Consider the following 20,227-nt stretch of genomic DNA (forward strand, 5'->3'; position numbering starts at 1 on the left):
CCCGCGCCCCGGGGCGGCTCCCCGGCGGGTCAGGGGGCGACCCGTTCGGCCAGCCGCCGGAACTGCGCCCACTGAAGGGCGGGCGGGGCGGGGTCCCACACCTTCTGGGCCAGGGCCCGCAGCGGCAGCCGGATGCCGTCGGCGACCTGGGCGGGGGTCTGTGCCCCGGCCAGGTCGCACCACACGGCCAGCCGGGCGCCCACCACCTGCTCCGCGAGCTCGGCGGACACGGGCTTGGTGCCGCGCAGCACGGCCGGGGTCCACTCCTCGTAGACGCGCTCGCCGGTCGGATAGACGAACTGGTGCGGCTCGCCGAGCACGTAGTAGAGGTACTCGTCGTTGAGGTTGACCACCTCCCAGCCCTCCTTCAGGTACTCCGCCGGCGGCCGGGCACCGATCTCCTTGCCCGTCCAGTAGGCCACCTGGCGGGGGCGGCTGGGACGGACCTCGCCGCCGCGGTGCTGCCCGTCGTTCCACACCTGCGGGACGAAGCCCGCCTCGCGCACCGTCTCGGCGCGGTCGTTGAGCCAGGCCGCGGCCAGGTCCCGGACACCGGCCCCGCGGCCGTGCTCCCGGCGGGCGGCCGCGGCCAGCTCGGGGAACGCGGCCTCGGGATCGGAGCGCATCAGCGCCAGGTACTCGTCGCCGCCCAGATGCCAGTACGGGCCGTCGCCGGGCTGGTCGCGGAAGAGGGGGGCGTACTCGCGCAGCAGGTCGTCCACCAGCTCGGCGGCACGTGGGTCGGCGATGTCGATCGCGCCGCGCACCGGGTCGCCGTCGGCGTCGCGCAGCCGCAGTTCCGGGTGGGCGTCGAGCACGGCGTCGAGGTGGCCGGGCGAGTCGATCTCCGGGATGACGGCGATGTGCCGGGAGTTGGCGAGCTCGATGATCCGGCGCAGCTCGGCCTTGGTCAGGTGCGGGTCGGAGACGACCTCGGGGTGGCTCTCGCTCTCGACGCGGAACGCCTGGTCGTCGGAGAGGTGGAGCTGGAGCTGGTTGAGCTTGAGGTCGGCCATCTCGCGGACGCGGTCCTCGATCCAGTCGGCGCTGAAGTGCTTGCGCGCGATGTCGAGCATCAGACCGCGCTGCGGGCGGTCGGGCCAGTCCCGGACGGTGCCCGCGGGGATCCGGCCGCCGCCGCGGAGGGCTTGCTTCAGGGTGCGGGTCCCGTAGAAGACCCCGGCCTCGGTGCGGCCGGTGACGGTGACCCGGCCGAAGGCGGCGGTCAGCTCGTAGCCCTCGGGGCCCCGGACGCGTTCCCCGGGGACCTCGGGGTCCAGGACGAGTTCGATGTCGCCGGGCCCCGCGGGACCGCCCGAGTGCGCGAGGTCCAGCTCGCCGGCGAGCAGTTCCGCCTCGTCTGCCAGCGCGCCGCCGGGGTCGGCCACCACCCGGGTGCGCGGGCCGGGCTGCCAGCCGAGGCCGGGCTCGGGCGTCCACTGCCGTACGGCGGGGACGGTGCCGGGCGCCGCGGGAAGGGCCACGGCGGGGACCCGGGGGGCGTCCCCGGGAGTGTCCCGGGTGCCACCGCCGGGGGCACGGTCCGGTGTCCCGCCGGGCAGTACGGCGAGGACGACGGCCACCGCCGCCAGCGCGGCCGCGGCGGCCGCGGCCGCGACCAGCAGGGGCCGCCGGCCGCCCGCCGGTGTCCTCCGCCGCGTCCTCCGGCGCGGTGTTCCGCCGTCCCTGCCCTCGGCCCTTTTCCCTGCGGAGTGCCTGCCCAACGACTTCTTCCTCATGACGTGCCCGGTGTGTCCGGCGTACCCGGAGCGCCGTGCGGCGCCCCCGTTCCGGAGGTTACGTCCCCCCGGGCGGCCGCGTTGCCCGCCGGTGAGGCCCATCCGTCAACCATGCGCCTCCACTCCCTGCCGTCCGGGTGAAAAACCCCTGACCCCAGGTGTGTGCTCTCACGTATCGTTACCTTTGCGACATCTTCCGTCCCACTGTCACCTCGCCCACCTCGGCCCACTCAGTCCATCTCAGTCCGCTCAGCCCACCAGCCGTCTCCGTCGACCGGTGGACACCGGTGCCCGCCGGCGCCGGTCCGCCCGCGGACCCGCCGCGGTCCTGCGCCTCTTTCTGTGCCCCCGACGTCCCGCGGACGTCCCCGACGTCTCCCCGCGCCCGAGGAGCCCATGCGCCTGCCCCCTCAGCGAAGCGAGGCAACGCCGCTCCACCGCCTCAACACCGCCCCGGCGGCCGATCTCACGGCGGCCCTGCTCACCTGCTGCGGCAGCCGGCGCTGGGCCCGTGACATCGCCGCCCACCGCCCGTACCCGGACCTGGAGTCGCTGCTCGCCGCCGCCGACGAGGCCGGCTACGACCTCACCGACGAGGACCTGACCGAGGCGCTGGCCCAGGAGGCCGCCGGCGGTCCGGGCTACGGGGAGCTGCTGTACGGCGGGCGCCACCTCCCCGTCTCCGGCACGCTCGCCGCGCACACGGCGCTGCGCGCCGCGCACGCCGCCTACGAGAGCCGGTTCGGCTACGTCTTCGTGCTGTGCGTGGACGGCGTCCGCGAGGAGGAGGCCCTCGGGCACGTGCTGGCCGCGCTCCACGGCCGGCTGGGCAACGAGGCGGAGCGGGAGCGCGCCGTCGCCGCCGACGAGCTGCGCCGCATCGCGCGCGGCCGGCTGCTTCGGCTGGTCCGGGAGGGGCGTCCGGTCCGGCGCCCCGGCCACCGGGGCGGTCCCGGGACCGCCCGCCCGGGATGCGGCACCGGCGGGGTCCCTAGCCCGTCAGTGCCTGATTGATCACACCTGGCCCCCCGGGCGAAGAGAACCGACAGGGCGTCGATACCATGGCAGACGGCCGGTGAACCGTATCCGGCCGGGCCAGACCGACACGAAGCCGGCCGGCCCCGTACCCGCTCCCGGAGGATTTTCCGTGCCGGCTGGAACGCTTTACCGCGGCCGGGAAGGCATGTGGTCCTGGGTGGCTCACCGAGTCACCGGGGTCCTCATCTTCTTCTTCCTGTTCGTGCACGTCCTGGACACCTCACTGGTCCGCGTCTCCCCGGAGGCGTACGACGAGACCGTGGAGGTCTACAAGACTCCGATCGTCGCGCTGATGGAGTACGGCCTGGTGGCCGCCGTCCTGTTCCACGCCCTCAACGGTCTGCGTGTGGTCGCCGTCGACTTCTGGTCGAAGGGCACCAAGTACCAGCGGCAGATGCTGTGGGCCGTGATGGGCATCTGGATCGTGCTGATGGCCGGGGCGGTCTACCCGGTCCTCGGGCACGCCGCGAACGAACTGTTCGGGAGCTGAGGCATGGCCTTCGACGTAGACAACCCCGCACCGGTCATCGAGCCGCCCCGGGCCCGTACCGGCAAGACCCCCCGGGCCACGCGCGGCAACTTCGAGCTGCACGCCTGGCTCTTCATGCGGCTGTCCGGCATCGTGCTGGTCGCGCTGGTGATCGGCCACCTGCTGATCCAGCTCGTCCTCGACGGCGGCGTCAGCAAGATCAACTTCGCCTTCGTGGCCGGCCGCTGGGCATCGCCGTTCTGGATGACCTGGGACCTGCTGATGCTGTGGCTGGCGATGCTGCACGGCGCCAACGGCCTGCGGACCGTCATCAACGACTACGCCGAACGGAACAGCACCCGCTTCTGGCTGAAGATGCTGCTGTACACCGCCACGGTGTTCACCGTCCTGCTGGGCACGCTGGTGATCTTCACCTTCGACCCGAACATCCGCTAGAGCCGGGGCTGAGGCGTTAACTCATGCAGATCCACAAGTACGACACCGTCATCGTCGGCGCCGGCGGCGCCGGGATGCGCGCCGCCATCGAGGCGACGAAGCGCAGCCGTACCGCCGTACTGACCAAGCTCTACCCCACCCGCTCCCACACCGGCGCCGCCCAGGGCGGCATGGCCGCGGCCCTGGCCAACGTCGAGGAGGACAACTGGGAGTGGCACACCTTCGACACGGTCAAGGGCGGTGACTACCTGGTCGACCAGGACGCCGCCGAGATCCTGGCGAAGGAGGCCATCGACGCCGTCCTCGACCTGGAGAAGATGGGTCTGCCGTTCAACCGGACCCCGGAGGGGCGGATCGACCAGCGCCGCTTCGGCGGCCACTCCCGCAGCCACGGCGAGGCCCCGGTGCGCCGCTCCTGCTACGCGGCGGACCGCACCGGCCACATGATCCTCCAGACGCTGTACCAGAACTGCGTCAAGGAGGGCGTGGAGTTCTACAACGAGTTCTACGTCCTGGACCTGCTGCTCACCGAGGTGGACGGGGTCCGGCGGACCGCGGGCGTCGTCGCCTACGAGCTGGCCACCGGCGAGATCCACGTCTTCCGGGCGAAGGCCGTGGTCTTCGCCTCGGGCGGCAGCGGCAAGTTCTTCAAGGTCACCTCCAACGCGCACACCCTCACCGGCGACGGCCAGGCCGCCGCGTTCCGCCGGGGCCTGCCGCTGGAGGACATGGAGTTCTTCCAGTTCCACCCGACCGGCATCTGGCGCATGGGCATCCTGCTCACCGAGGGCGCCCGCGGCGAGGGCGGCATCCTGCGCAACAAGGACGGCGAGCGCTTCATGGAGAAGTACGCGCCCGTCATGAAGGACCTCGCCTCCCGCGACGTGGTCTCCCGCTCGATCTACACCGAGATCCGCGAGGGCCGCGGCTGCGGCCCCGAGGGCGACCACGTCTTCCTGGACCTCACCCACCTGCCGCCGGAGCAGCTCGACGCCAAGCTGCCGGACATCACCGAGTTCGCGCGCACCTACCTGGGCATCGAGCCGTACACCGACCCGATCCCGATCCAGCCGACCGCGCACTACGCGATGGGCGGCATCCCGACCAACGTCATGGGCGAGGTGTTGGCCGACAACACCACGGTGGTGCCGGGCCTGTACGCCGCCGGCGAGGTCGCCTGCGTGTCGGTGCACGGCGCCAACCGGCTGGGCACCAACTCGCTGCTGGACATCAACGTCTTCGGCCGCCGGGCGGGCGTCGCCGCCGCCCAGTACGCCGCGACCGCCGACCACGTCGAGCTGCCGGAGGACCCGGCGTCCTTCGTCGTCGGCCAGGTCGAGGCGCTGCGCTCCTCGGAGGGCACCGAGCGGGTCACCGAGATCCGCAAGGCGCTCCAGGAGACCATGGACAAGAACGTCATGGTCTTCCGCACCGAGCAGACGCTGAAGGAGGCCGTCGAGGAGATCGGCGCCCTGCGCAAGCGGTACCGGAACGTGTCGGTGCAGGACAAGGGCAAGCGGTTCAACACCGACCTGCTGGAGGCCATCGAGCTGGGCAACCTGCTCGACCTGGCCGAGGTGACGGCCGTGTCCGCGCTGGCCCGCAAGGAGTCGCGCGGCGGTCACTACCGCGAGGACTACCCGAACCGCGACGACGTCAACTTCATGCGTCACACGATGGCGTACCGCGAGGTCGCCGACGACGGCGCCGAGTCGATCCGGCTGGACTACAAGCCGGTCGTGCAGACCCGCTACCAGCCGATGGAGCGTAAGTACTGATGGCCACTCCCGTCATGGACAAGAGCCAGCCCGAGGGCGGTGCCGACGCCACGGCCGAGGCGACCCCCTACATCACCGCCGTCTTCCGCATCCGGCGCTTCAACCCGGAGGTCTCCGACGAGGTCCGCTGGGAGGACTTCCGGCTGGAGATCGACCCCAAGGAGCGCGTCCTGGACGCCCTCCACAAGATCAAGTGGGAGCTGGACGGCACCCTGACCTTCCGGCGCTCCTGCGCGCACGGCATCTGCGGCTCCGACGCGATGCGCATCAACGGCCGCAACCGGTTGGCGTGCAAGACGCTGATCAAGGACATCAGCCCGGAGAAGCCGATCACCGTCGAGCCCATAAAGGGACTCGCGGTCCAGAAGGACCTGATCGTCGACATGGAGCCGTTCTTCCAGGCGTACCGGGACGTGATGCCCTTCCTGATCACCAAGGGCAACGAGCCGACCCGGGAGCGTCTGCAGTCCCCCGAGGACCGCGAGCGCTTCGACGACACCACCAAGTGCATCCTGTGCGCCGCCTGCACCTCCGCGTGCCCGGTGTTCTGGGTGGACGGCCAGTACTTCGGCCCGGCGGCGATCGTCAACGCGCACCGCTTCATCTACGACTCCCGCGACGAGGGCGGTGAGCAGCGCCTGGAGATCCTCAACGACCGCGACGGCGTGTGGCGCTGCCGCACCGTCTTCAACTGCACGGAGGCCTGCCCGCGCGGCATCGAGATCACCAAGGCCATCCAGGAGGTCAAGCGCGCGCTGATCACGCGGCGCTACTGAGGGCCGCGGGCCCGTCGGCCCGGCAGTCCGACACGCCGAGGTGCCCGACCGGGGATTCCGGTCGGGCACCTCGGCGTGTGCGCGCCGGCGGACGCCGGGAGCCCCGGCGCCGGGGGTGTCCGCCGGGGCTCCCGCACACGGCGGGCGAGCACGTCGCCGAGGTCTGGGCCTCCGACGGCACGGAGACCCAGGCCGTCCCGGTGCGGATCGTCGTCCGAAAGGACTGCGCGGGCCCCTGGAAGGAGGTCCGAGCGGCAACGCTCCGTCGGGCGGGCCGGGGCCCGGGCGGTTCCTGAACAGGTGTCCAGAAATTCCTGTACAGTTGTCCAGAAGTCGGCGGCGGGAGTCGTGGCCGGGGTGGGGACTGGAAGAGGGTGGGCCACGGTGCAGACCGTCGCCGGGGTGCTGGTCGGTGTGGTGGCGGCGCTGCACGTGTACATCGCGGTGCTGGAGATGTTCCTCTGGCGGGGTCCGCGCGGCCGCGCCGCCTTCGGCATGGACGAGGAGACGGCCCGCACCACCGCCCCGCTGGCCGCGAACCAGGGCCTGTACAACGGCTTCCTGGCGGCCGGTCTGGTCTGGGGTCTGGCCGCGGACGACCCGGTGGGCTTCCAGGTGACGGTCTTCTTCCTGGCCTGCGTCCTGGTGGCCGGGGTCTACGGAGTGATCAGCACCGGGGTCCGCAACATCCTGTACGTACAGGTCGTCCCCGGAGCGCTCGCCCTGGCGGCGGTACTCTTCGCCGGGTGAGCGGCGAGGAGACGGCGGGACGGGACCCGCGCACCGTACGGACCCGGGCGCGGCTGCGCCGGGCACTGCTCGCCGAGTGCGCCGACCGCCCGCTGGCGGAGGTCAGCGTCTCGGCCGTGACCCGCCGCGCGGGGGTCGGCCGGGCCACCTTCTACCTGCACTACGAGGACCTCCCGGCACTGGCCGTCGACGCCTGCGCGGAGGTGGTGCGGGACGCCGTGGAGGCGGTCCACGCCGTCGACGGCCCGCCGGACCCGGCAGTGCCCCCGCCCGCGCTCACGGCGTTCCTCACCTCGGCGGCGGCCCGCGCCGGGCTGTACCGGGGGCTGCTCCACCCCGGTGGCGGCGGGCCCCTGGGGGAACTGCTGCACCGTGAGCTCCGGGACCGCTCCCGGCGGGAACGGGCGCGCGCCGGACTGCCGTACGCCGCGGCGGCCGACTCGGCCGTCGCAGCCGCGTTCACCGGGGTGTTCGCCGACTGGCTGCACGGTCTGGTCGAGGCCGCTCCCGGGGACCTGGCCCACCAGGTCTGGCGCCTGGTGCTCACCGTCCACCGGGCCTTCGGCCCGCCGCCCCGGTAGCCGCCGGTCCGCCGCGGGCCGGGTCAGGCCGTGAACCGGCCGAGGACCAGCATCGCGGTCAGCAGCAGCACCAGCACCCCCCAGACCGATGCCGCCCGCCCGCGCCCCGCGCCGGGACAGGAGGATGCCGAGCAGCGTTCCCAGGGTGGTGAGCGGCACCGCGTACCAGGCGAGGGCGAAGAGGGCCCCGTCGAAGCGCAGCGGGCCGCGGACGCCGTCCCGGCAGGACTCACAGGCGACGGCCGGCAGCGGTCCGAGGGTCGCCGCGAAGGCCCCGGTGAGCATCACCAGTACCGCGAGGAGGGCCGCTCCGGCACCGTCGGCGCCGGAGCGGCCCGGGGACGGGGGCACGGAGGCGGAGCCGCTGTCGCTGTGCTTCATGCCGGGGACGCTACGGCGTCCGCCGGCCGGCCGGATGAGTCCTTCCGCCCAGTCCGCCGGTCCGCGGACCGAGTACGGGAGCGGGGACGGCCGTCCGGGAGCGGGTGGGGCTCAGAAGCGGTCCAGCTCCCACAGCCGCCACACGCCGCTGTTGTCCGTCAGGTACTGCACCCCGGAGATGTCGTCCTTGCTGACCACGTGCTCCTTCTTCTGCCACAGCGGGAGCAGCGGCACCTCGGTGGCCACCTTCCGGTCGATCCGCGCGAACTCCTCGATCACCGCGGTCCGGTCGTAGCTGCGCCGGGTCCGGTCGATCACCTCGTCGATCTCCCCGTCGCTGTACCCGGTGCGGTACACGCCGTCCGTGCCCACCAGGGGCGTGGTGTACGCGTCGGCCTCGGGGAAGTCCGGGAACCAGTCGGCGAGGTAGGCGTCGAACTCCCCCTCGGCCACCCCCTCGCGGAACTCCTCCGCCTCGTACTGCCGGACGGTGACCTGGAACAGGCCCGAGGCGTCCAGCTGGAGGCGCAGTGTCTCGGCGTCCTCGGCCGCCGCCGCCGCGTCCTTCGAGTGGGCGATCTCGAAGCGCACCGGTTCGGTGATGCCCGCCTCCGCCAGGAACTCCCGCGCGGCGTCGGCGTCGGGGTCCCCGTAGCGCTCGTGGAACGGCGCGCCGTGGCCGTTGACGCCCTGCGGTATCAGCGAGTAGAGCGGCTCCACCATGTGGCGGTGGACGCCGCCGGCCAGCGCCGTGCGGCTCACCAGGGAGGCGACGGCCCGGCGGACCGGGAGCTCGGCCGCGGGCGAGCCGGAGCGGTGGTTGAACGCCAGGGAGCGCATGCCGAGTCCGGACTGCTCGTAGACCCGGATGCCCTCGTCGGTGGGTCTGATCTCGGCCGCCTCCTCGGGCGGCAGCTGACCGGTGCTGACGTCGATCAGCTTCTCCCGCCAGGCGCCGAGCAGCTCGGCGGGCCGGTCGTAGTAGCGCACCAGCACCATGTGGACGGGCCGTTCCTCCAGCATGCCCCGGTACTTGGCGTTGGGCGCCAGCCGCGCGGCGCTGCCCGGGGTGTACGACTGGAGGACGTACGGGCCCGAGCCGACCGCCCGGTTCCCCTCCAGCAGCGCGTCAGCCGGGTAGATCTCGTCGGGGACGATCGCGCCCGCGCTGCCGGCGATCTTGTACGGGAAGGTGGCGTCGGGGCTCTTCAGCCAGAACTCCACCTTCCCGTTGACCACCCGCACTTCCTTCAGGGTGTCCAGTGCCCGGGCCGGCCCCTGCGGATGGTTGATCCTCAGCACCCGGTCGAAGGAGTGCTTGACGTCCTGCGCGGTCAGCGGGCTGCCGTCGCTGAACTCCAGACCCTGGCGCAGGGTGCAGCTGTAGCGCATGAGCGAGCTGTTGGTGAAGCGGCACTGCTCGGCGGCGTCCGGCGCCGGCTGGGCGCTGCCGGGAGTGAAGGTCATCAGCGACTGGAAGACGTTGCTGACCAGCCGCGAGGAGCCCGGGTCTTGCGCGCCCGCCGGGTCGACCGAGACGACCCGGTCGGTGGTGCCCACGGTGATGAGCCGCTGTTCCGTGCCGCCCTGCTGGTTCACGGCCCAGCCGCTGACCCCCGTGATGACGAGCGCCCCCGCGATCACTCCGGCCCAGACGGCCCGCTTGCTGTCGGCCCCACCCATACGGCGGTCCCCTTCCGTACCGTTTCCGTGGCGCGGTCGTGGTACCGGGACCGCGCCAGAGCCTCAGAGAACAGGAGGAAGATCGCAGAACGGAAGGAGTCGGCCGGTTACAGTCGGATAAATCCTACGGTTATGAGGCGCGGCGGCTCACGGTGGATCACGGCGGACGGCTCAGGCCCGCTTCGCGGCCAGCTCCACCACGGTGATGTCCGACTCGGCGCCCACCCGCACCGGCGGCCCCCAGGCGCCCGCCCCGCGGGTGACGTAGAGCTGGGTGTCGCCGTAGCTCTCCAGGCCCGCGAGGGTGGGGTTGGCCAGCCCGGCCACATAGGTGGCGGGCCACATCTGGCCGCCGTGGGTGTGGCCGGAGAGCTGGAGGTCCACCCCGTGGTCCACCGCCTCGTGGATCAGGACCGGCTGGTGGGCCAGGAGGACCACCGCCCGGGAGGTGTCGCGGTCACCGAGCGCGCGCCGGAAGTCCGGCCCCTGGCCCTCCTCCTCGCCCGCGAGGTCGTTGACCCCCGCCAGATCGAAGTGGGGCAGCTCGCGGCGGGCGTTCTCCAGCGGTTCCACGCCCAGTTCGCGGACGTGGTCGACCCACTCGCCGGCGTCGCCGAAGTACTCGTGGTTGCCGGTGACGAAGTACGAGCCGTCCCGGGAGCGCAGCCGCGACAGCGGCTCGGCGGCCGGGCCGAGGTCGGCCACGGTGCCGTCCACCAGGTCGCCGACGACGGCGACCAGGTCGGGGTCCGCCCGGTTGATGGTGTCCACGATGCGCTGGGTGTGGGCGCGGCCCAGGAGGGGGCCGAGGTGGATGTCGCTGACCACGGCGATGCGGTAGCCGTGGGCGGCCCGGGGCAGCTTGGCCAGCGGCACGGTGACGCGCTTGAGCCGCGGGCCCCGCAGCACGCCGTGGGTGCCGTACCCGACGGTGCCCGCCGCCACGGTGCCCGCGGCGACGGCCACGGTGCGCGCCACGAACAGCCGCCGTGAGGGTCCGGGGGCCGGGCGGTCCGCCCCGGCACCGCTCGCCCCGCCGCTCGCACCGTCGTCGCCGCGCACCGCCAGCGCGGTGGGCGCGGACCGCCCGGTGGCGGCCGTACCGCCGCCGGACGACCCGGACGGTTCGGCCGGTTCGGACGGTTCGACGGCACCGGCCGGTGCGGTACGGGAGTCGCCCGCGGTCTCCCCGGGCGCCCGGGCGGCGTCCCGCCGCGCCAGGAAGCGCCGCAGCAGCGGCCGTACGGCCTCGCCCACCAGCAGGGCCAGCACCAGGTAGAGCAGCACGGCGAGCCAGAGGTAGCCCGGCCAGGCCAGCACACGCTCCACGGCGAAGGGCAGTCCGGCGCGGTGGGCGACCTGGGTCGCGACGGTGGTGAGCGGCAGCAGGACGACCAGCGCCGTGCCCGCCCGTCTGTACCAGGTGCCGCGCGCCGCCACGTCGCGCACCATGCGGCGCCACACGTACCAGTGCGCCGCCACCAGCAGACCGACCACCAGCACCGCGACGGCTATGAAGACCACGACCATGTCCCGTTCCACTCCCCTGCCCGCTTGCCCGTCCCCCGCGCAACGTTCCGCGGCCGGTCGGGTGTTCCGCCGGTCACCGGGCGGCGCGCAGCGCGCGCACCCCGCGCAGCCCGACGACCCCGACGGCCGTGCCCAGCACGAGCGAGGTGAGGGCCATCAGCAGATGGATACAGAAGTAGGCGGTCGGGTCGCCCGCGCCGTCGAACGCCAGGCCGCTGGTGTCCTTCCACAGGTTCCTGATGAAGTTGGGCCACAGGAACCAGCTCCACACTCCGAAGGCGAGCAGGAACCACGAGACGGGTCGGGAGAGTTTCACACCTCTCAGTATGTCTATCGGACCAACGGAATCACCGGCAGGGGCGGTAGGAGCCACCGCGATGGTCCTCTCGGCGGCGCCGTGTCGCCGATATGCCGGTACGTTCGCTGCGTGTCCACGACTCACCCCGTCATCATCCGGGCGCGCCGCGTGCGCGGCGCCCGCGGCCTCGTGGCCGCCACTCCCCTCCTTCTCCTCTCCTGCCTGTTCGCCGGCGCACCGGCCGCCGCGGCCCCGTCCCCGGCTCCGGCGGACGGGCCGAGGCAGCCGAGTCCGCCCGCGAACATGTCCACCGTCGGCGGTGAACGCCTCGGCCTGCCCGGGGTCCAGATAGCACCCCTTGCCGGGGCACCCGCACTGCCGAAGTCGACCACTTCGCGCGCCTGGATCGTCGCGGACGCCGAGACCGGTGACGTACTGGCGGCGAAGAACGCGCACTGGCCGCTCGCCCCGGCCAGCACCATCAAGATGCTGTTCGCCGACACGCTGCTGCCGAAGTTCGACAGGGACACCGTCCACAAGGTCGCCCCGGAGGACCTGGCGGAGCTCGGTCCGGGCAGCAGTCTGGTCGGCATCAAGGAGGACCTCACCTACACGGTCCACGACCTGTGGCTGGGCGTCTTCCTCCGCTCCGGCAACGACGCCGTGCACGTCCTGGCCGCCATGAACGGCGGCCGGGAGAAGACCGTGCGGGAGATGAACGAGCACGCCCGCAGACTGGGCGCGACCGACACCCACGTCGTCAGTCCCGACGGCTACGACGCCCCGGGGCAGGTCTCCTCCGCGTACGACCTGACGCTGTTCGCCCGCTCCGGGATGCAGAAGCCGGACTTCCGCGAGTACGCGGCGACCGTCCGGGCCGAGTTCCCCGGACTGATGAAGGAGGACAAGAAGACCGGCAAGGCCGAACGGGAGACGTTCGAGATCCAGAACACCAACCGGCTGCTCACCGGCACCCCGGGCCTGGAGCCGTACAAGGGCCTCGCCGGGATCAAGAACGGCTACACCTCCAAGGCCGGGTTCACCTTCACCGGTGTCGCCGAGCGCGGCGACCGGGTGCTGCTGGTGACCACCATGCACCCCGAGGAGGGTGGTGTGCGGGTCTACGAGGAGGCCGCCGAACTCCTCGACTGGGGCTTCGCCGCCGCGGACCGGGTCGAGCCGGTCGGCGAACTGGTGGCGCCCCAGGGCGCCCGCGACGGTGAGGGCAAGAACACCGACGACGGTCCCGGCGGCGAGGACGCCGCCGTGGCACGGCCCTCCGGCCCCACCGCGGCCGGTGCCCAGCCCTCGTCGGGCGGCGCCGGTACCGCGCTGACGACCCTGGCCGCGGTCCTCGCCATGCTCGGCGCGGGAGCGTACGGAGTGTACCGTCGCCGCCCGCGGCCGGCCGCGGCCCGGCCGGGACGCGGCCCGCGGCGGCCCGCGGTGCTCGGCAGCCCGGAGAACCCCGGCCCGGCGGAGCCGCCCCGGCGGACACCGGACGGACTGGGCGGCGCGGACGGCACGACGGGGACGGGACGGCCCGGGGGTCCGCCGCGCGGGTCCTGAGCGGGCCGGCAGGCCCCCCGCCCCGGCACACCGGCCCCCTTACGTCAGAGCGAGGGGGCCGGCGGCCGGCAGAGGAGGGCCGGCTGCTGCGGCAGCGGCAGCGGCCCGAGGCCGAAGGCGAACTCGCGCTGGAGGCGCCACACCCCGTCCCCGCCCTGCTCGTACAGCGCGAAGCCGGCCACCGTCCAGGCCGCCTCGAAGTCGGCGAGCTCGGCGTACGCCCGGTCCAGCGCGTCCTCCGCGATGCCGTGGGCGACCGTGACGTGCGGGTGGTACGGGAACTGCAGCTCGCGCACCAGCGGACCCTCCTTGTCGCGGATCCGCTCCTGGAGCAGGTCGCAGGCCGCGGCACCCTCGACGACCCGGACGAAGACCACCGGCGACAGCGGGCGGAAGGTGCCCGTGCCCGACAGCCGCATGGCGAAGGGGTTCCCCGCCGCGGCCACCGCGGCGAGGTGCTCCTCGATCCCGGGGCGGCGGGCGGTGTCCACCTCGGTGGGCGGCAGCAGGGTCACGTGGGTCGGAATGCCATGGGCGGCGGTGTCGCCGAAACCCGTGCGCCGCCGCTGGAGCAGGCTGCCGTAGGGCTCCGGGACCGCGATGGATACGCCGAGCGTGACGGTGCCCACGAGCTTCTCCTTCCTCGTTCCCCTGTCCGTTCCGTTCCCCCGTCTGTCCGCTCGGTGCCGGCCGGCGCCGGTCACTGCCGGGCGGGCACCCTGGCGGGCACGAAGCCCACCTTCTCGTACGCCGCGGCCAGTGTCTCCGCGGCCACCGCGCGCGCCTTCTCCGCTCCCTTGGCCAGCACGGAGTCCAGCGTTCCGGGATCGTCCAGGTATTCCTGGGTGCGCTCCCGGAACGGCGCCACCCAGGCGGCGACGACCTCGGCGAGGTCCGTCTTGAGGGCACCGTAACCCTTGCCCGCGTACTGCTGCTCCAGTTCCGGGATGCCGGTGCCGGTGAGTGTGGAGTAGATCACCAGCAGGTTGCTGATGCCGGGCTTCTCCTTCTCGTCGTGGCGGATCTCGGTCCCGGTGTCGGTCACCGCGCTCCTGATCTTCTTCGCCGAGACCTTCGCCTCGTCGAGCAGGCTGATCACGCCCTTGTGGGAGGCCGCCGACTTGCTCATCTTGACCGTCGGGTCCTGCAGGTCGTAGATCTTCGCCGTCTCCTTGAGGATGTACGGCGAGGGGACGGTGAAGGTGTGGCCGTAGCGGCTGTTGAAGCGCTCGGCGACATCGCGGGTCAGCTCGATGTGCTGGCGCTGGTCCTCGCCCACCGGCACCCGGTCGGCCTGGTACAGCAGGATGTCCGCGACCTGGAGGACCGGGTAGGTGAACAGGCCGACCGTCGTCGCCTCGGCGCCCTGCCGCGCGCTCTTGTCCTTGAACTGGGTCATGCGCGAGGCCTCGCCGAAACCGGTCAGGCAGTTCATCACCCAGGCGAGCTGGGTGTGCTCGGGCACGTGGCTCTGGAGGAAGAGGGTGCAGCGGTCGGGGTCCAGTCCGGCGGCCAGCAGCTGGGCGGCGGCCAGCCGGGTGGCGGCGCGCAGTTCCTCCGGGTCCTGCGGGACCGTGATGGCGTGCAGGTCGACGACCGCGTAGAAGGCGTCGTGGGTGTCCTGCAGCTCGACCCACTGGCGTACGGCACCGAGATAGTTGCCGAGGTGGAACGAGCCCGCGGTGGGCTGGATGCCGGAGAGTACACGGGGACGGTCAGTGGCCATGGCGCCATTCTCGCAGAGCCCCCCGGGGATGCTCACCCGTGTGGCGGGGCGTCTTCGGCGGCGGGCGCGCGGCGGAGAACCCCAGGTGAGGGGCGGGAGAATCCCGGCAGGAAGAGCCGGGAGGGTTTCCGGGGAAGGCGGGCGTACGACCATAGAGACAGGCGTCACACGCGGCTGCCACCGCACGATCGCCGGTGCCGACGCCGCTGCGCCGAACCGACCGCAGAACCGACCGCCGAACCGAACCGGAGCGTTGCCATGGCTGCCCCAGCGGAACTCCCGGCAGAACCCGCCGCGGACCCCGCGGAACTGATCACCGCCGCCGACGCGCACAGCGCGCACAACTACCGCCCCCTGCCGGTCGTCATCGCCTCCGGGCGGGGGGCGTGGCTGACCGACGTCACCGGCCGGCGCCACCTCGACCTGCTCGCCGGCTACTCGGCGCTCAACTTCGGCCATGGCCACCCCCGGCTGCTGGCGGCCGCCCGGGAGCAGTTGGAGAGGCTCACCCTCACCTCCCGCGCCTTCCACCACGACCGCTTCGCGGCCTTCTGCGCCGAGCTGGCCGGACTGTGCGGCATGGAGACCGTCCTGCCGATGAACACCGGAGCGGAGGCCGTGGAGACCGCGGTCAAGACGGCCCGCAAGTGGGGCTACCGGGTCAGGGGAGTACCCGAGGGACGGGCCAGGATCGTCGTCGCGGAGAACAACTTCCACGGCCGCACCACCACGATCGTCAGCTTCTCCACCGACCCCGAGGCCCGCGCCGACTACGCCCCCTACACCCCGGGCTTCGACATCGTCCCCTACGGCGACCTGGCGGCACTGGAGGCCGTGCTCGACGCGAACGGCGACGACACCGTGGCCGTGCTGCTGGAGCCGATCCAGGGCGAGGCGGGGGTGCTGGTGCCGCCACCGGGCTATCTGGCAGGGGTGCGCGAGCTGACCCGGGAACGGGACGTGCTGTTCATGGCGGACGAGATCCAGTCGGGCCTGGGCCGCACCGGGCGGACCTTCGCCTGCGAGCACGAGGGCGTCGTCCCGGACGTCTACGTGCTCGGCAAGGCGCTCGGCGGCGGCATCGTGCCGGTGTCGGCGGTGGTCTCCTCGGCGGAGGTGCTGGGCGTCTTCCGGCCCGGCGAACACGGCTCGACGTTCGGCGGCAACCCGCTGGCCTGCGCGGTGGCGCTGGAGGTGATCGCCATGCTGCGCACCGGCGAGTACCAGCGGCGGGCCGCGGAGCTGGGCGACCGCCTGCACCGCGCGCTGGACACGCTGACGGACGACGGCGCGGTGCGGGCGGTACGCGGCCGGGGGCTGTGGGCGGGAGTGGACGTCGACCCGGCCCTGGGCACGGGCCGGGAGATCTCCGAGCGGCTGCTGGAGCGGGGCGTGCTGGTCAAGGACACCCACGGGTCGACCATCCGCATCGCGCCACCGCTGGTGATCTGTGAGGAGGACCTGGACTGGGGGCTGGAGCAGCTCCGCGCGGTGCTGCTGGACGGCTGACGGGGCGGCGGATCACCGCCGGAACGGCCCGCGGCTCCGGTACGGAAACGCCCGTGCCCGTGGACCAACACCCCTCTATGCTCAGCCTCATGACGAATGATCGGAACACTCCCGGACACGGCCCGCGCATGGACCTCTGGAAGGTCGCACCCGAGGTCTACAAGGGGATGTCGGCCTTCCAGGCCGCCGCGGCCGAGGGGCTGGACCCGGTGATCGCCGAACTGGTGAAGATCCGGGCCTCCCAGCTCAACAAGTGCGCGTTCTGCCTCGACATGCACCTGACCGAGGCCCGGAAGGCGGGCGAGTCCCAGCTGCGGCTGGACCTGCTCGACGCCTGGGACGAGTCGCCCGGCCTCTACACCGAGAAGGAGCAGGCGGCGCTCGCCCTCACCGAGGCGATCACCTCGCTGGACGGCGGCACCCCGCAGGGGCACTTCGTCCCGGACGAGGTGTACGAGCGGGCGGCGGAGCACTTCGACGAGGACGAGCTGGCCCGTCTGATCGCCCAGATCATCGCCATCAACGCCTGGAACCGCTTCCAGGTGACCACCCGCGCGCTCCCCGCCTCCCTCAGGGACGGCGGCGGGCGGTAGCCGCCTCCCCGCCTCCGGCGGGAACCGGCCGACCGGGCGGGGAGCGCGACGGTGTTCGCCGAGCCCGGCGGGGCGGGGCGGGCCGGTACCGGGTGGAGCACCGGGTGCTGTTCGGCGAGAAGCTCGCGCTTCCCGGACCGTTCGGTCTGGGGATCGACACCTCGGCGCTCGTACGGGAGTGAGCCGGGGACCGGGCCGGTGCCGGTGCGGCGGCGCACCGGCACCGGCCCGGGTCAGCCGGTCCCGCCGAACAGGCCCGCGTCGGTGGGGTCGGCGGAGGCCGCGGGACCGGCGGGGCCGGTGGGGCCCGCCGGGCAGAAGTCCTCGGGGCAGAAGGCGGCCAGCACGTCCCGGTGCAGCCTCCGGTAGGTGGGCCAGTCGTCGGCGGGGCCGGCGACCAGCACCGCGTACTGCACACCGTCGGCGGCCTCGAACGCCCGGTCGACCACCCGGCGCCGCCCGCCGGCCTCCTCGCTGTCGTAGGCGTACTCCAGCTCCGCGGCGTCCGGTCCCGTCTCCTCCAGCCGGATCAGCTCGTAGCCGGGATTGGCGGAGACGCCTTCCTTCGCCGTCTCCAGTGCCTCGCGCGGCGTCTGCCCCACCTCGGTGAGGGAGAACACCTGGATGAGGCTCACCCCGTCGGGCGAGGTGTAGAAGACGCCCTGCTCGTTCTCGCTGCGCTCCCACCCCTCGGGCACGTCGAGGGTGAAGCCCGCCGCGTCCCGCACTCGCCGCATCCCCTCCGGCGGCCCTTCCGGGGACGCGGCCGGTTCGGAGGGGACGGCGTCCGAGAAGGGGCCGGAGGAGTCGGCGGAGGGATCGGACGGCGTGGCGGGGGGCGGCGAGGAGAGCGGGAACCCGTCCTCCGGCGTGCCGCCGCCCACCGGGGCGGTGTCCGCGCCCGGTGTCCGTTCCGTTCCGCCGTCCCCGCCCCACAGCGCCCAGCCGACACCGCCGCCGGTGACCAGCACCGCCGCGGCGGCCACGGCGGCCACCGTACGGGCGTGGTCGGGGGGCAGGGGCCACACCTGGCTCGGCAGCCGCCACTGGTGGGGCCGGAGCGGGGCCGGGACCGGGGCGCCCGTCACCCAGCGCGCGGCGTCCTCGTCCCAGTACGGCTCGGTGTGCTCCGGGCCGGTGCGGGTGTCGGTGCTGCTGTCCATGTGTCCTCCCGTTCCCGGTGCCTCAGCCGCCCAGCGCGGCCAGCGCCTGACCGAGGGCGGCGCCGGAGGCCAGGGCCCCCACGGCGGTGGCGGCGTCCTGGAACCGCCGCCGCAGGCTCTCCCGCCGGGTGGCTCCGGCCTGCCCGGTGCTGCGGATCTCCTCCTCGGCGCCGTCCAGTTCCTCCCGAAGGGCGCGGGTCTCGGGGGTCACCACGAGCCGTGCCAGGTCCTCCCGCAGCTCGCGCACCGCCCGGAGCAGCTCCCGGTGGCCGCCGTCCACCGGTGCGGAGACGACCTCGTTGCTCACCTTGTTGTTGTCGCCGACCGAAATGGCGCTGTTGCTCGCGCTCCCGATGTACGTACCGCCACTGCCGGTGCCGGTGCCGCCGTCAGTCGTCCCCATCACTGCCTCCCGTTGCCGTCGCTGTTGCCGCCGGTGCCGTGTGCTTGTTCAGCAGGTCGATGTGGCTGCCCACGGCGATGGCGCTGTTCTCGGCCGAACCGACGTACACGCCGCTGACGTTGACGACCTGCTGGGCGAACTCGCCGCTCTGCCAGCCCGCCGCGTCGAGCGCCTCCCGCACTCCGTTGGCCACCCGGTCCTGGATGGACTTCAGATAGCGGCTGACGTCCATCTCCTGGAAGGTGGACGCCTCCTGGTCACCACCGAGCTCGCGTACGGAGCACCAGGGGCCGTCCGCCGGGGCCGCCGCGTTGCCGCCGGTCCACATCCGCCACAGGAGGAGGACGCCGCGGGCGGTGTGGAGGAGGGAGTGGACGGTGAAGGCCGGTGTCCGGCCCAGCGCCCAGAGCACCAGGCCGGCCGGGCCGGTGCGGCGGTACGTCTCGGCCACCCGGTCCGCGGTGTGGAAGTCGGGCTTCACCGGCCGCAGCACATGCGGCGCGATCTCCAGCACCAGCAGCCGCCCCTGGGTGTGGACGCGGACGAAGACCGTGGTGACCACCTCCTGCTCCCAGGCCCCGACCCGGATCCGCAGGAAGTGCCTGCGGTGCTCCCCGCCCTCCTCCACCGCACGCTCCCGCTCGGCCCGGAAGTGGCGGGGCTCCAGGGGGGCCGCCGAGCGCAGGGGCAGCCCGGTGACCGGCACGAAGACGCACTCGTCGATCTCCAGCCGGCGCAGCCGGTCGCGCACCCGGTCCGCCCGCTCGCCGTCCCCGCCCGCCGGGACGGCGAGCGCCCGCACCAGCGGTTCGATCCGCCGCAGGATCTCCCGGTTGTCGAGCGGGGTCTGCTTCCTGTCGGCCCGAGGGCGCAGTTCCACGGCGAGGGTCCATGCCTCCTGGGGGGTGCCCGCGCCGAGGAAGGGGTGCTGGAGGTGGTAGAGGACCAGCGGCGAGTGCTGTTCACGCCTGATCAGCGCGGCGATCCGCGCGAAGCGCCGTCCCGCCGTCCGCTCGGCCTCGTCCGCGCGGTCCGCGGCGGCGAAGACGTCCGGGCGCAGGTCGCCGCCGAGCACCGCGGCGACCTGCCTGCGGTGGAGGGCGACGCACACCACCAGGACCGGTGGGATCAGAAGCACCGCCCAGGCCGCGCCGGTCCCGATCTCCGGGACGGACAGGTCACCGCTCTGCGAGGTGCTCCCGTAGTCCTCGTACCCCGGCTCGTATCCCGCTCCCCGCCCGTCGCCGCCGGAGGCGGCGGCGAGTACCGTCATCAGGTAGAGCGCCATGAGCCACCAGCCCGTCAGACGCAGGTAGCCGGCGACCAGCCGGCGGAGCCGGGAGACACCGTGGCTGCCGGGATGGTCGGTGCGGAAGGGGCCCGGGACACCGCCGCGGAGCCGGGCCGCCAGCGTCAGCAGCACACACGGCACCAGGAACAGCGCGAAGGCGTAGCCGCCCAGCACCACTCCCAGCACACACAGGAGCAGGACGGCCCCGGCCCACCCCGCCTCCAGCCGGCGGGCGCGCAGCGCGTGGGCGAGCACCCGGGCGGTGTCGGTGCCGGAGGAGGGGGCGGTGACGCGCTCCTCGTGGACGTAGAGCTCGTCGATGACGGCGTCCCGGAAGTCCGCGTCCAGATAGGTGCCCGCGCACAGCAGCCGGGTGGCCTCGCTGCGGTACGCGGGATCGGGCGGCGGTCCGGTACGGGCGGCGGGAGACGGCTGGGCCGGTACGGTCGCGGTGTGCTGGGGCGGCACGCTTCCCCCCGTGGTCGAACTTCCTC

20 protein-coding genes are annotated in these 20,227 nt (G+C 73.2%); 11 read left to right on the top strand and 9 right to left on the bottom strand.

The window, feature by feature from the left end; genetic code table 11:
* Positions 1-29: 29 nt before the first annotated feature.
* Complete coding sequence (locus V1L54_RS08250) at positions 30-1,739, bottom strand: beta-N-acetylhexosaminidase (protein WP_443076534.1); 1,710 nt, start codon at positions 1,737-1,739, stop codon at positions 30-32.
* 396 nt (positions 1,740-2,135) lie between these two features.
* On the opposite strand from V1L54_RS08250, the gene V1L54_RS08255 reads away from it, so the two are divergent.
* From V1L54_RS08255 to V1L54_RS08285, 8 genes are all read left to right on the top strand, one after another.
* Positions 2,136-2,753 (top strand): 2-oxo-4-hydroxy-4-carboxy-5-ureidoimidazoline decarboxylase, encoded by a 618-nt coding sequence (locus tag V1L54_RS08255; protein WP_330117229.1) that lies wholly within the window; start codon positions 2,136-2,138, stop codon positions 2,751-2,753.
* A 133-nt stretch (positions 2,754-2,886) separates the two neighbouring features.
* A complete protein-coding gene (gene sdhC / locus V1L54_RS08260; RefSeq protein WP_330117230.1) occupies positions 2,887-3,267 on the top strand; it encodes a succinate dehydrogenase, cytochrome b556 subunit in 381 nt (126 codons plus the stop codon).
* Positions 3,268-3,270: 3 nt separating this feature from the next.
* Positions 3,271-3,702, top strand: a complete 432-nt coding sequence (locus tag V1L54_RS08265) for a succinate dehydrogenase hydrophobic membrane anchor subunit (protein ID WP_330117231.1) — start codon at positions 3,271-3,273, stop codon at positions 3,700-3,702.
* 23 nt (positions 3,703-3,725) lie between these two features.
* Positions 3,726-5,480, top strand: a complete 1,755-nt coding sequence (gene sdhA / locus V1L54_RS08270) for a succinate dehydrogenase flavoprotein subunit (RefSeq protein ID WP_330117232.1) — start codon at positions 3,726-3,728, stop codon at positions 5,478-5,480.
* Positions 5,480-6,256: a succinate dehydrogenase iron-sulfur subunit gene (locus tag V1L54_RS08275; RefSeq protein ID WP_330117233.1), complete on the top strand. Its 777-nt coding sequence runs from the start codon at positions 5,480-5,482 to the stop codon at positions 6,254-6,256. Before sdhA ends, V1L54_RS08275 begins: the two co-directional genes overlap by 1 nt.
* A gap of 77 nt (positions 6,257-6,333) precedes the next feature.
* Entirely contained in the window at positions 6,334-6,552 is a 219-nt protein-coding gene (locus V1L54_RS29445; protein ID WP_443076535.1) for a DUF5980 family protein, read from the top strand.
* Positions 6,553-6,640: 88 nt separating this feature from the next.
* Positions 6,641-7,006 (top strand): DUF1304 domain-containing protein, encoded by a 366-nt coding sequence (locus V1L54_RS08280; RefSeq protein ID WP_330117234.1) that lies wholly within the window; start codon positions 6,641-6,643, stop codon positions 7,004-7,006.
* The gene (locus tag V1L54_RS08285; RefSeq protein WP_330117235.1) at positions 7,003-7,587 is read left to right on the top strand and encodes a TetR/AcrR family transcriptional regulator; all 585 of its coding nucleotides are present in this window, start codon (positions 7,003-7,005) and stop codon (positions 7,585-7,587) included. The genes V1L54_RS08280 and V1L54_RS08285 overlap by 4 nt, the downstream gene beginning before the upstream one ends.
* A 492-nt stretch (positions 7,588-8,079) precedes the next feature.
* On the opposite strand, the gene V1L54_RS08290 is transcribed toward V1L54_RS08285, so the two are convergent.
* The 3 genes from V1L54_RS08290 to V1L54_RS08300 all read right to left on the bottom strand — a co-directional run bounded on the left by V1L54_RS08290 (position 8,080) and on the right by V1L54_RS08300 (position 11,497).
* Positions 8,080-9,651: an ABC transporter substrate-binding protein gene (locus V1L54_RS08290; RefSeq protein ID WP_330117236.1), complete on the bottom strand. Its 1,572-nt coding sequence runs from the start codon at positions 9,649-9,651 to the stop codon at positions 8,080-8,082.
* Positions 9,652-9,822: 171 nt separating this feature from the next.
* Positions 9,823-11,181: a metallophosphoesterase gene (locus tag V1L54_RS08295; RefSeq protein WP_330117237.1), complete on the bottom strand. Its 1,359-nt coding sequence runs from the start codon at positions 11,179-11,181 to the stop codon at positions 9,823-9,825.
* Positions 11,182-11,254: 73 nt separating this feature from the next.
* The gene (locus V1L54_RS08300) at positions 11,255-11,497 is read right to left on the bottom strand and encodes an SCO4848 family membrane protein (protein WP_330117238.1); all 243 of its coding nucleotides are present in this window, start codon (positions 11,495-11,497) and stop codon (positions 11,255-11,257) included.
* 111 nt (positions 11,498-11,608) lie between these two features.
* On the opposite strand from V1L54_RS08300, the gene V1L54_RS08305 reads away from it, so the two are divergent.
* On the top strand, positions 11,609-13,048 hold the full coding sequence (locus V1L54_RS08305; protein ID WP_330117239.1) for a D-alanyl-D-alanine carboxypeptidase family protein: 1,440 nt from the start codon (positions 11,609-11,611) through the stop codon (positions 13,046-13,048).
* 44 nt (positions 13,049-13,092) lie between these two features.
* On the opposite strand, the gene V1L54_RS08310 is transcribed toward V1L54_RS08305, so the two are convergent.
* Together V1L54_RS08310 and trpS are read right to left on the bottom strand one after the other, a co-directional pair.
* Positions 13,093-13,677 (bottom strand): 2'-5' RNA ligase family protein, encoded by a 585-nt coding sequence (locus V1L54_RS08310; protein ID WP_330117240.1) that lies wholly within the window; start codon positions 13,675-13,677, stop codon positions 13,093-13,095.
* Between the two features lie 71 nt (positions 13,678-13,748).
* Positions 13,749-14,774: a tryptophan--tRNA ligase gene (gene trpS, locus V1L54_RS08315; protein ID WP_330117241.1), complete on the bottom strand. Its 1,026-nt coding sequence runs from the start codon at positions 14,772-14,774 to the stop codon at positions 13,749-13,751.
* Positions 14,775-15,032: 258 nt separating this feature from the next.
* On the opposite strand from trpS, the gene rocD reads away from it, so the two are divergent.
* Entirely contained in the window at positions 15,033-16,283 is a 1,251-nt protein-coding gene (gene rocD, locus V1L54_RS08320) for an ornithine--oxo-acid transaminase (RefSeq protein ID WP_330117242.1), read from the top strand.
* An 89-nt stretch (positions 16,284-16,372) separates the two neighbouring features.
* Positions 16,373-16,876 (top strand): carboxymuconolactone decarboxylase family protein, encoded by a 504-nt coding sequence (locus V1L54_RS08325; protein ID WP_330117243.1) that lies wholly within the window; start codon positions 16,373-16,375, stop codon positions 16,874-16,876.
* A 233-nt stretch (positions 16,877-17,109) separates the two neighbouring features.
* On the opposite strand, the gene V1L54_RS08330 is transcribed toward V1L54_RS08325, so the two are convergent.
* From V1L54_RS08330 to V1L54_RS08340, 3 genes are read right to left on the bottom strand one after another with little or no spacing between them, the layout of a single operon-like run.
* A complete protein-coding gene (locus V1L54_RS08330; RefSeq protein WP_330117244.1) occupies positions 17,110-18,039 on the bottom strand; it encodes a serine/threonine kinase C-terminal domain-containing protein in 930 nt (309 codons plus the stop codon).
* 22 nt (positions 18,040-18,061) lie between these two features.
* On the bottom strand, positions 18,062-18,442 hold the full coding sequence (locus V1L54_RS08335; protein WP_330117245.1) for a hypothetical protein: 381 nt from the start codon (positions 18,440-18,442) through the stop codon (positions 18,062-18,064).
* Positions 18,429-20,201: an AbeC-like domain-containing protein gene (locus tag V1L54_RS08340; RefSeq protein WP_330117246.1), complete on the bottom strand. Its 1,773-nt coding sequence runs from the start codon at positions 20,199-20,201 to the stop codon at positions 18,429-18,431. The genes V1L54_RS08335 and V1L54_RS08340 overlap by 14 nt, the downstream gene beginning before the upstream one ends.
* Positions 20,202-20,227: the final 26 nt, after the last annotated feature.

The organism is Streptomyces rubellus (genome assembly GCF_036323805.1).
Taxonomy (GTDB): Bacteria; Actinomycetota; Actinomycetes; order Streptomycetales; family Streptomycetaceae; genus Streptomyces.

Coding starts and splice junctions, on each gene's coding strand:
- V1L54_RS08250 (WP_443076534.1), bottom strand. CDS start 1,739: ATGAGGAAGAAGTCGTTGGGCAGGCACTCCGCAGGGAAAAGGGCCGAG.
- V1L54_RS08275 (WP_330117233.1), top strand. CDS start 5,480: ATGGCCACTCCCGTCATGGACAAGAGCCAGCCCGAGGGCGGTGCCGAC.
- trpS (WP_330117241.1), bottom strand. CDS start 14,774: ATGGCCACTGACCGTCCCCGTGTACTCTCCGGCATCCAGCCCACCGCG.
- rocD (WP_330117242.1), top strand. CDS start 15,033: ATGGCTGCCCCAGCGGAACTCCCGGCAGAACCCGCCGCGGACCCCGCG.
- V1L54_RS08335 (WP_330117245.1), bottom strand. CDS start 18,442: ATGGGGACGACTGACGGCGGCACCGGCACCGGCAGTGGCGGTACGTAC.
- V1L54_RS08295 (WP_330117237.1), bottom strand. CDS start 11,181: ATGGTCGTGGTCTTCATAGCCGTCGCGGTGCTGGTGGTCGGTCTGCTG.
- V1L54_RS08265 (WP_330117231.1), top strand. CDS start 3,271: ATGGCCTTCGACGTAGACAACCCCGCACCGGTCATCGAGCCGCCCCGG.
- V1L54_RS08330 (WP_330117244.1), bottom strand. CDS start 18,039: ATGGACAGCAGCACCGACACCCGCACCGGCCCGGAGCACACCGAGCCG.
- V1L54_RS08255 (WP_330117229.1), top strand. CDS start 2,136: ATGCGCCTGCCCCCTCAGCGAAGCGAGGCAACGCCGCTCCACCGCCTC.
- V1L54_RS08325 (WP_330117243.1), top strand. CDS start 16,373: ATGACGAATGATCGGAACACTCCCGGACACGGCCCGCGCATGGACCTC.
- sdhA (WP_330117232.1), top strand. CDS start 3,726: ATGCAGATCCACAAGTACGACACCGTCATCGTCGGCGCCGGCGGCGCC.
- V1L54_RS08290 (WP_330117236.1), bottom strand. CDS start 9,651: ATGGGTGGGGCCGACAGCAAGCGGGCCGTCTGGGCCGGAGTGATCGCG.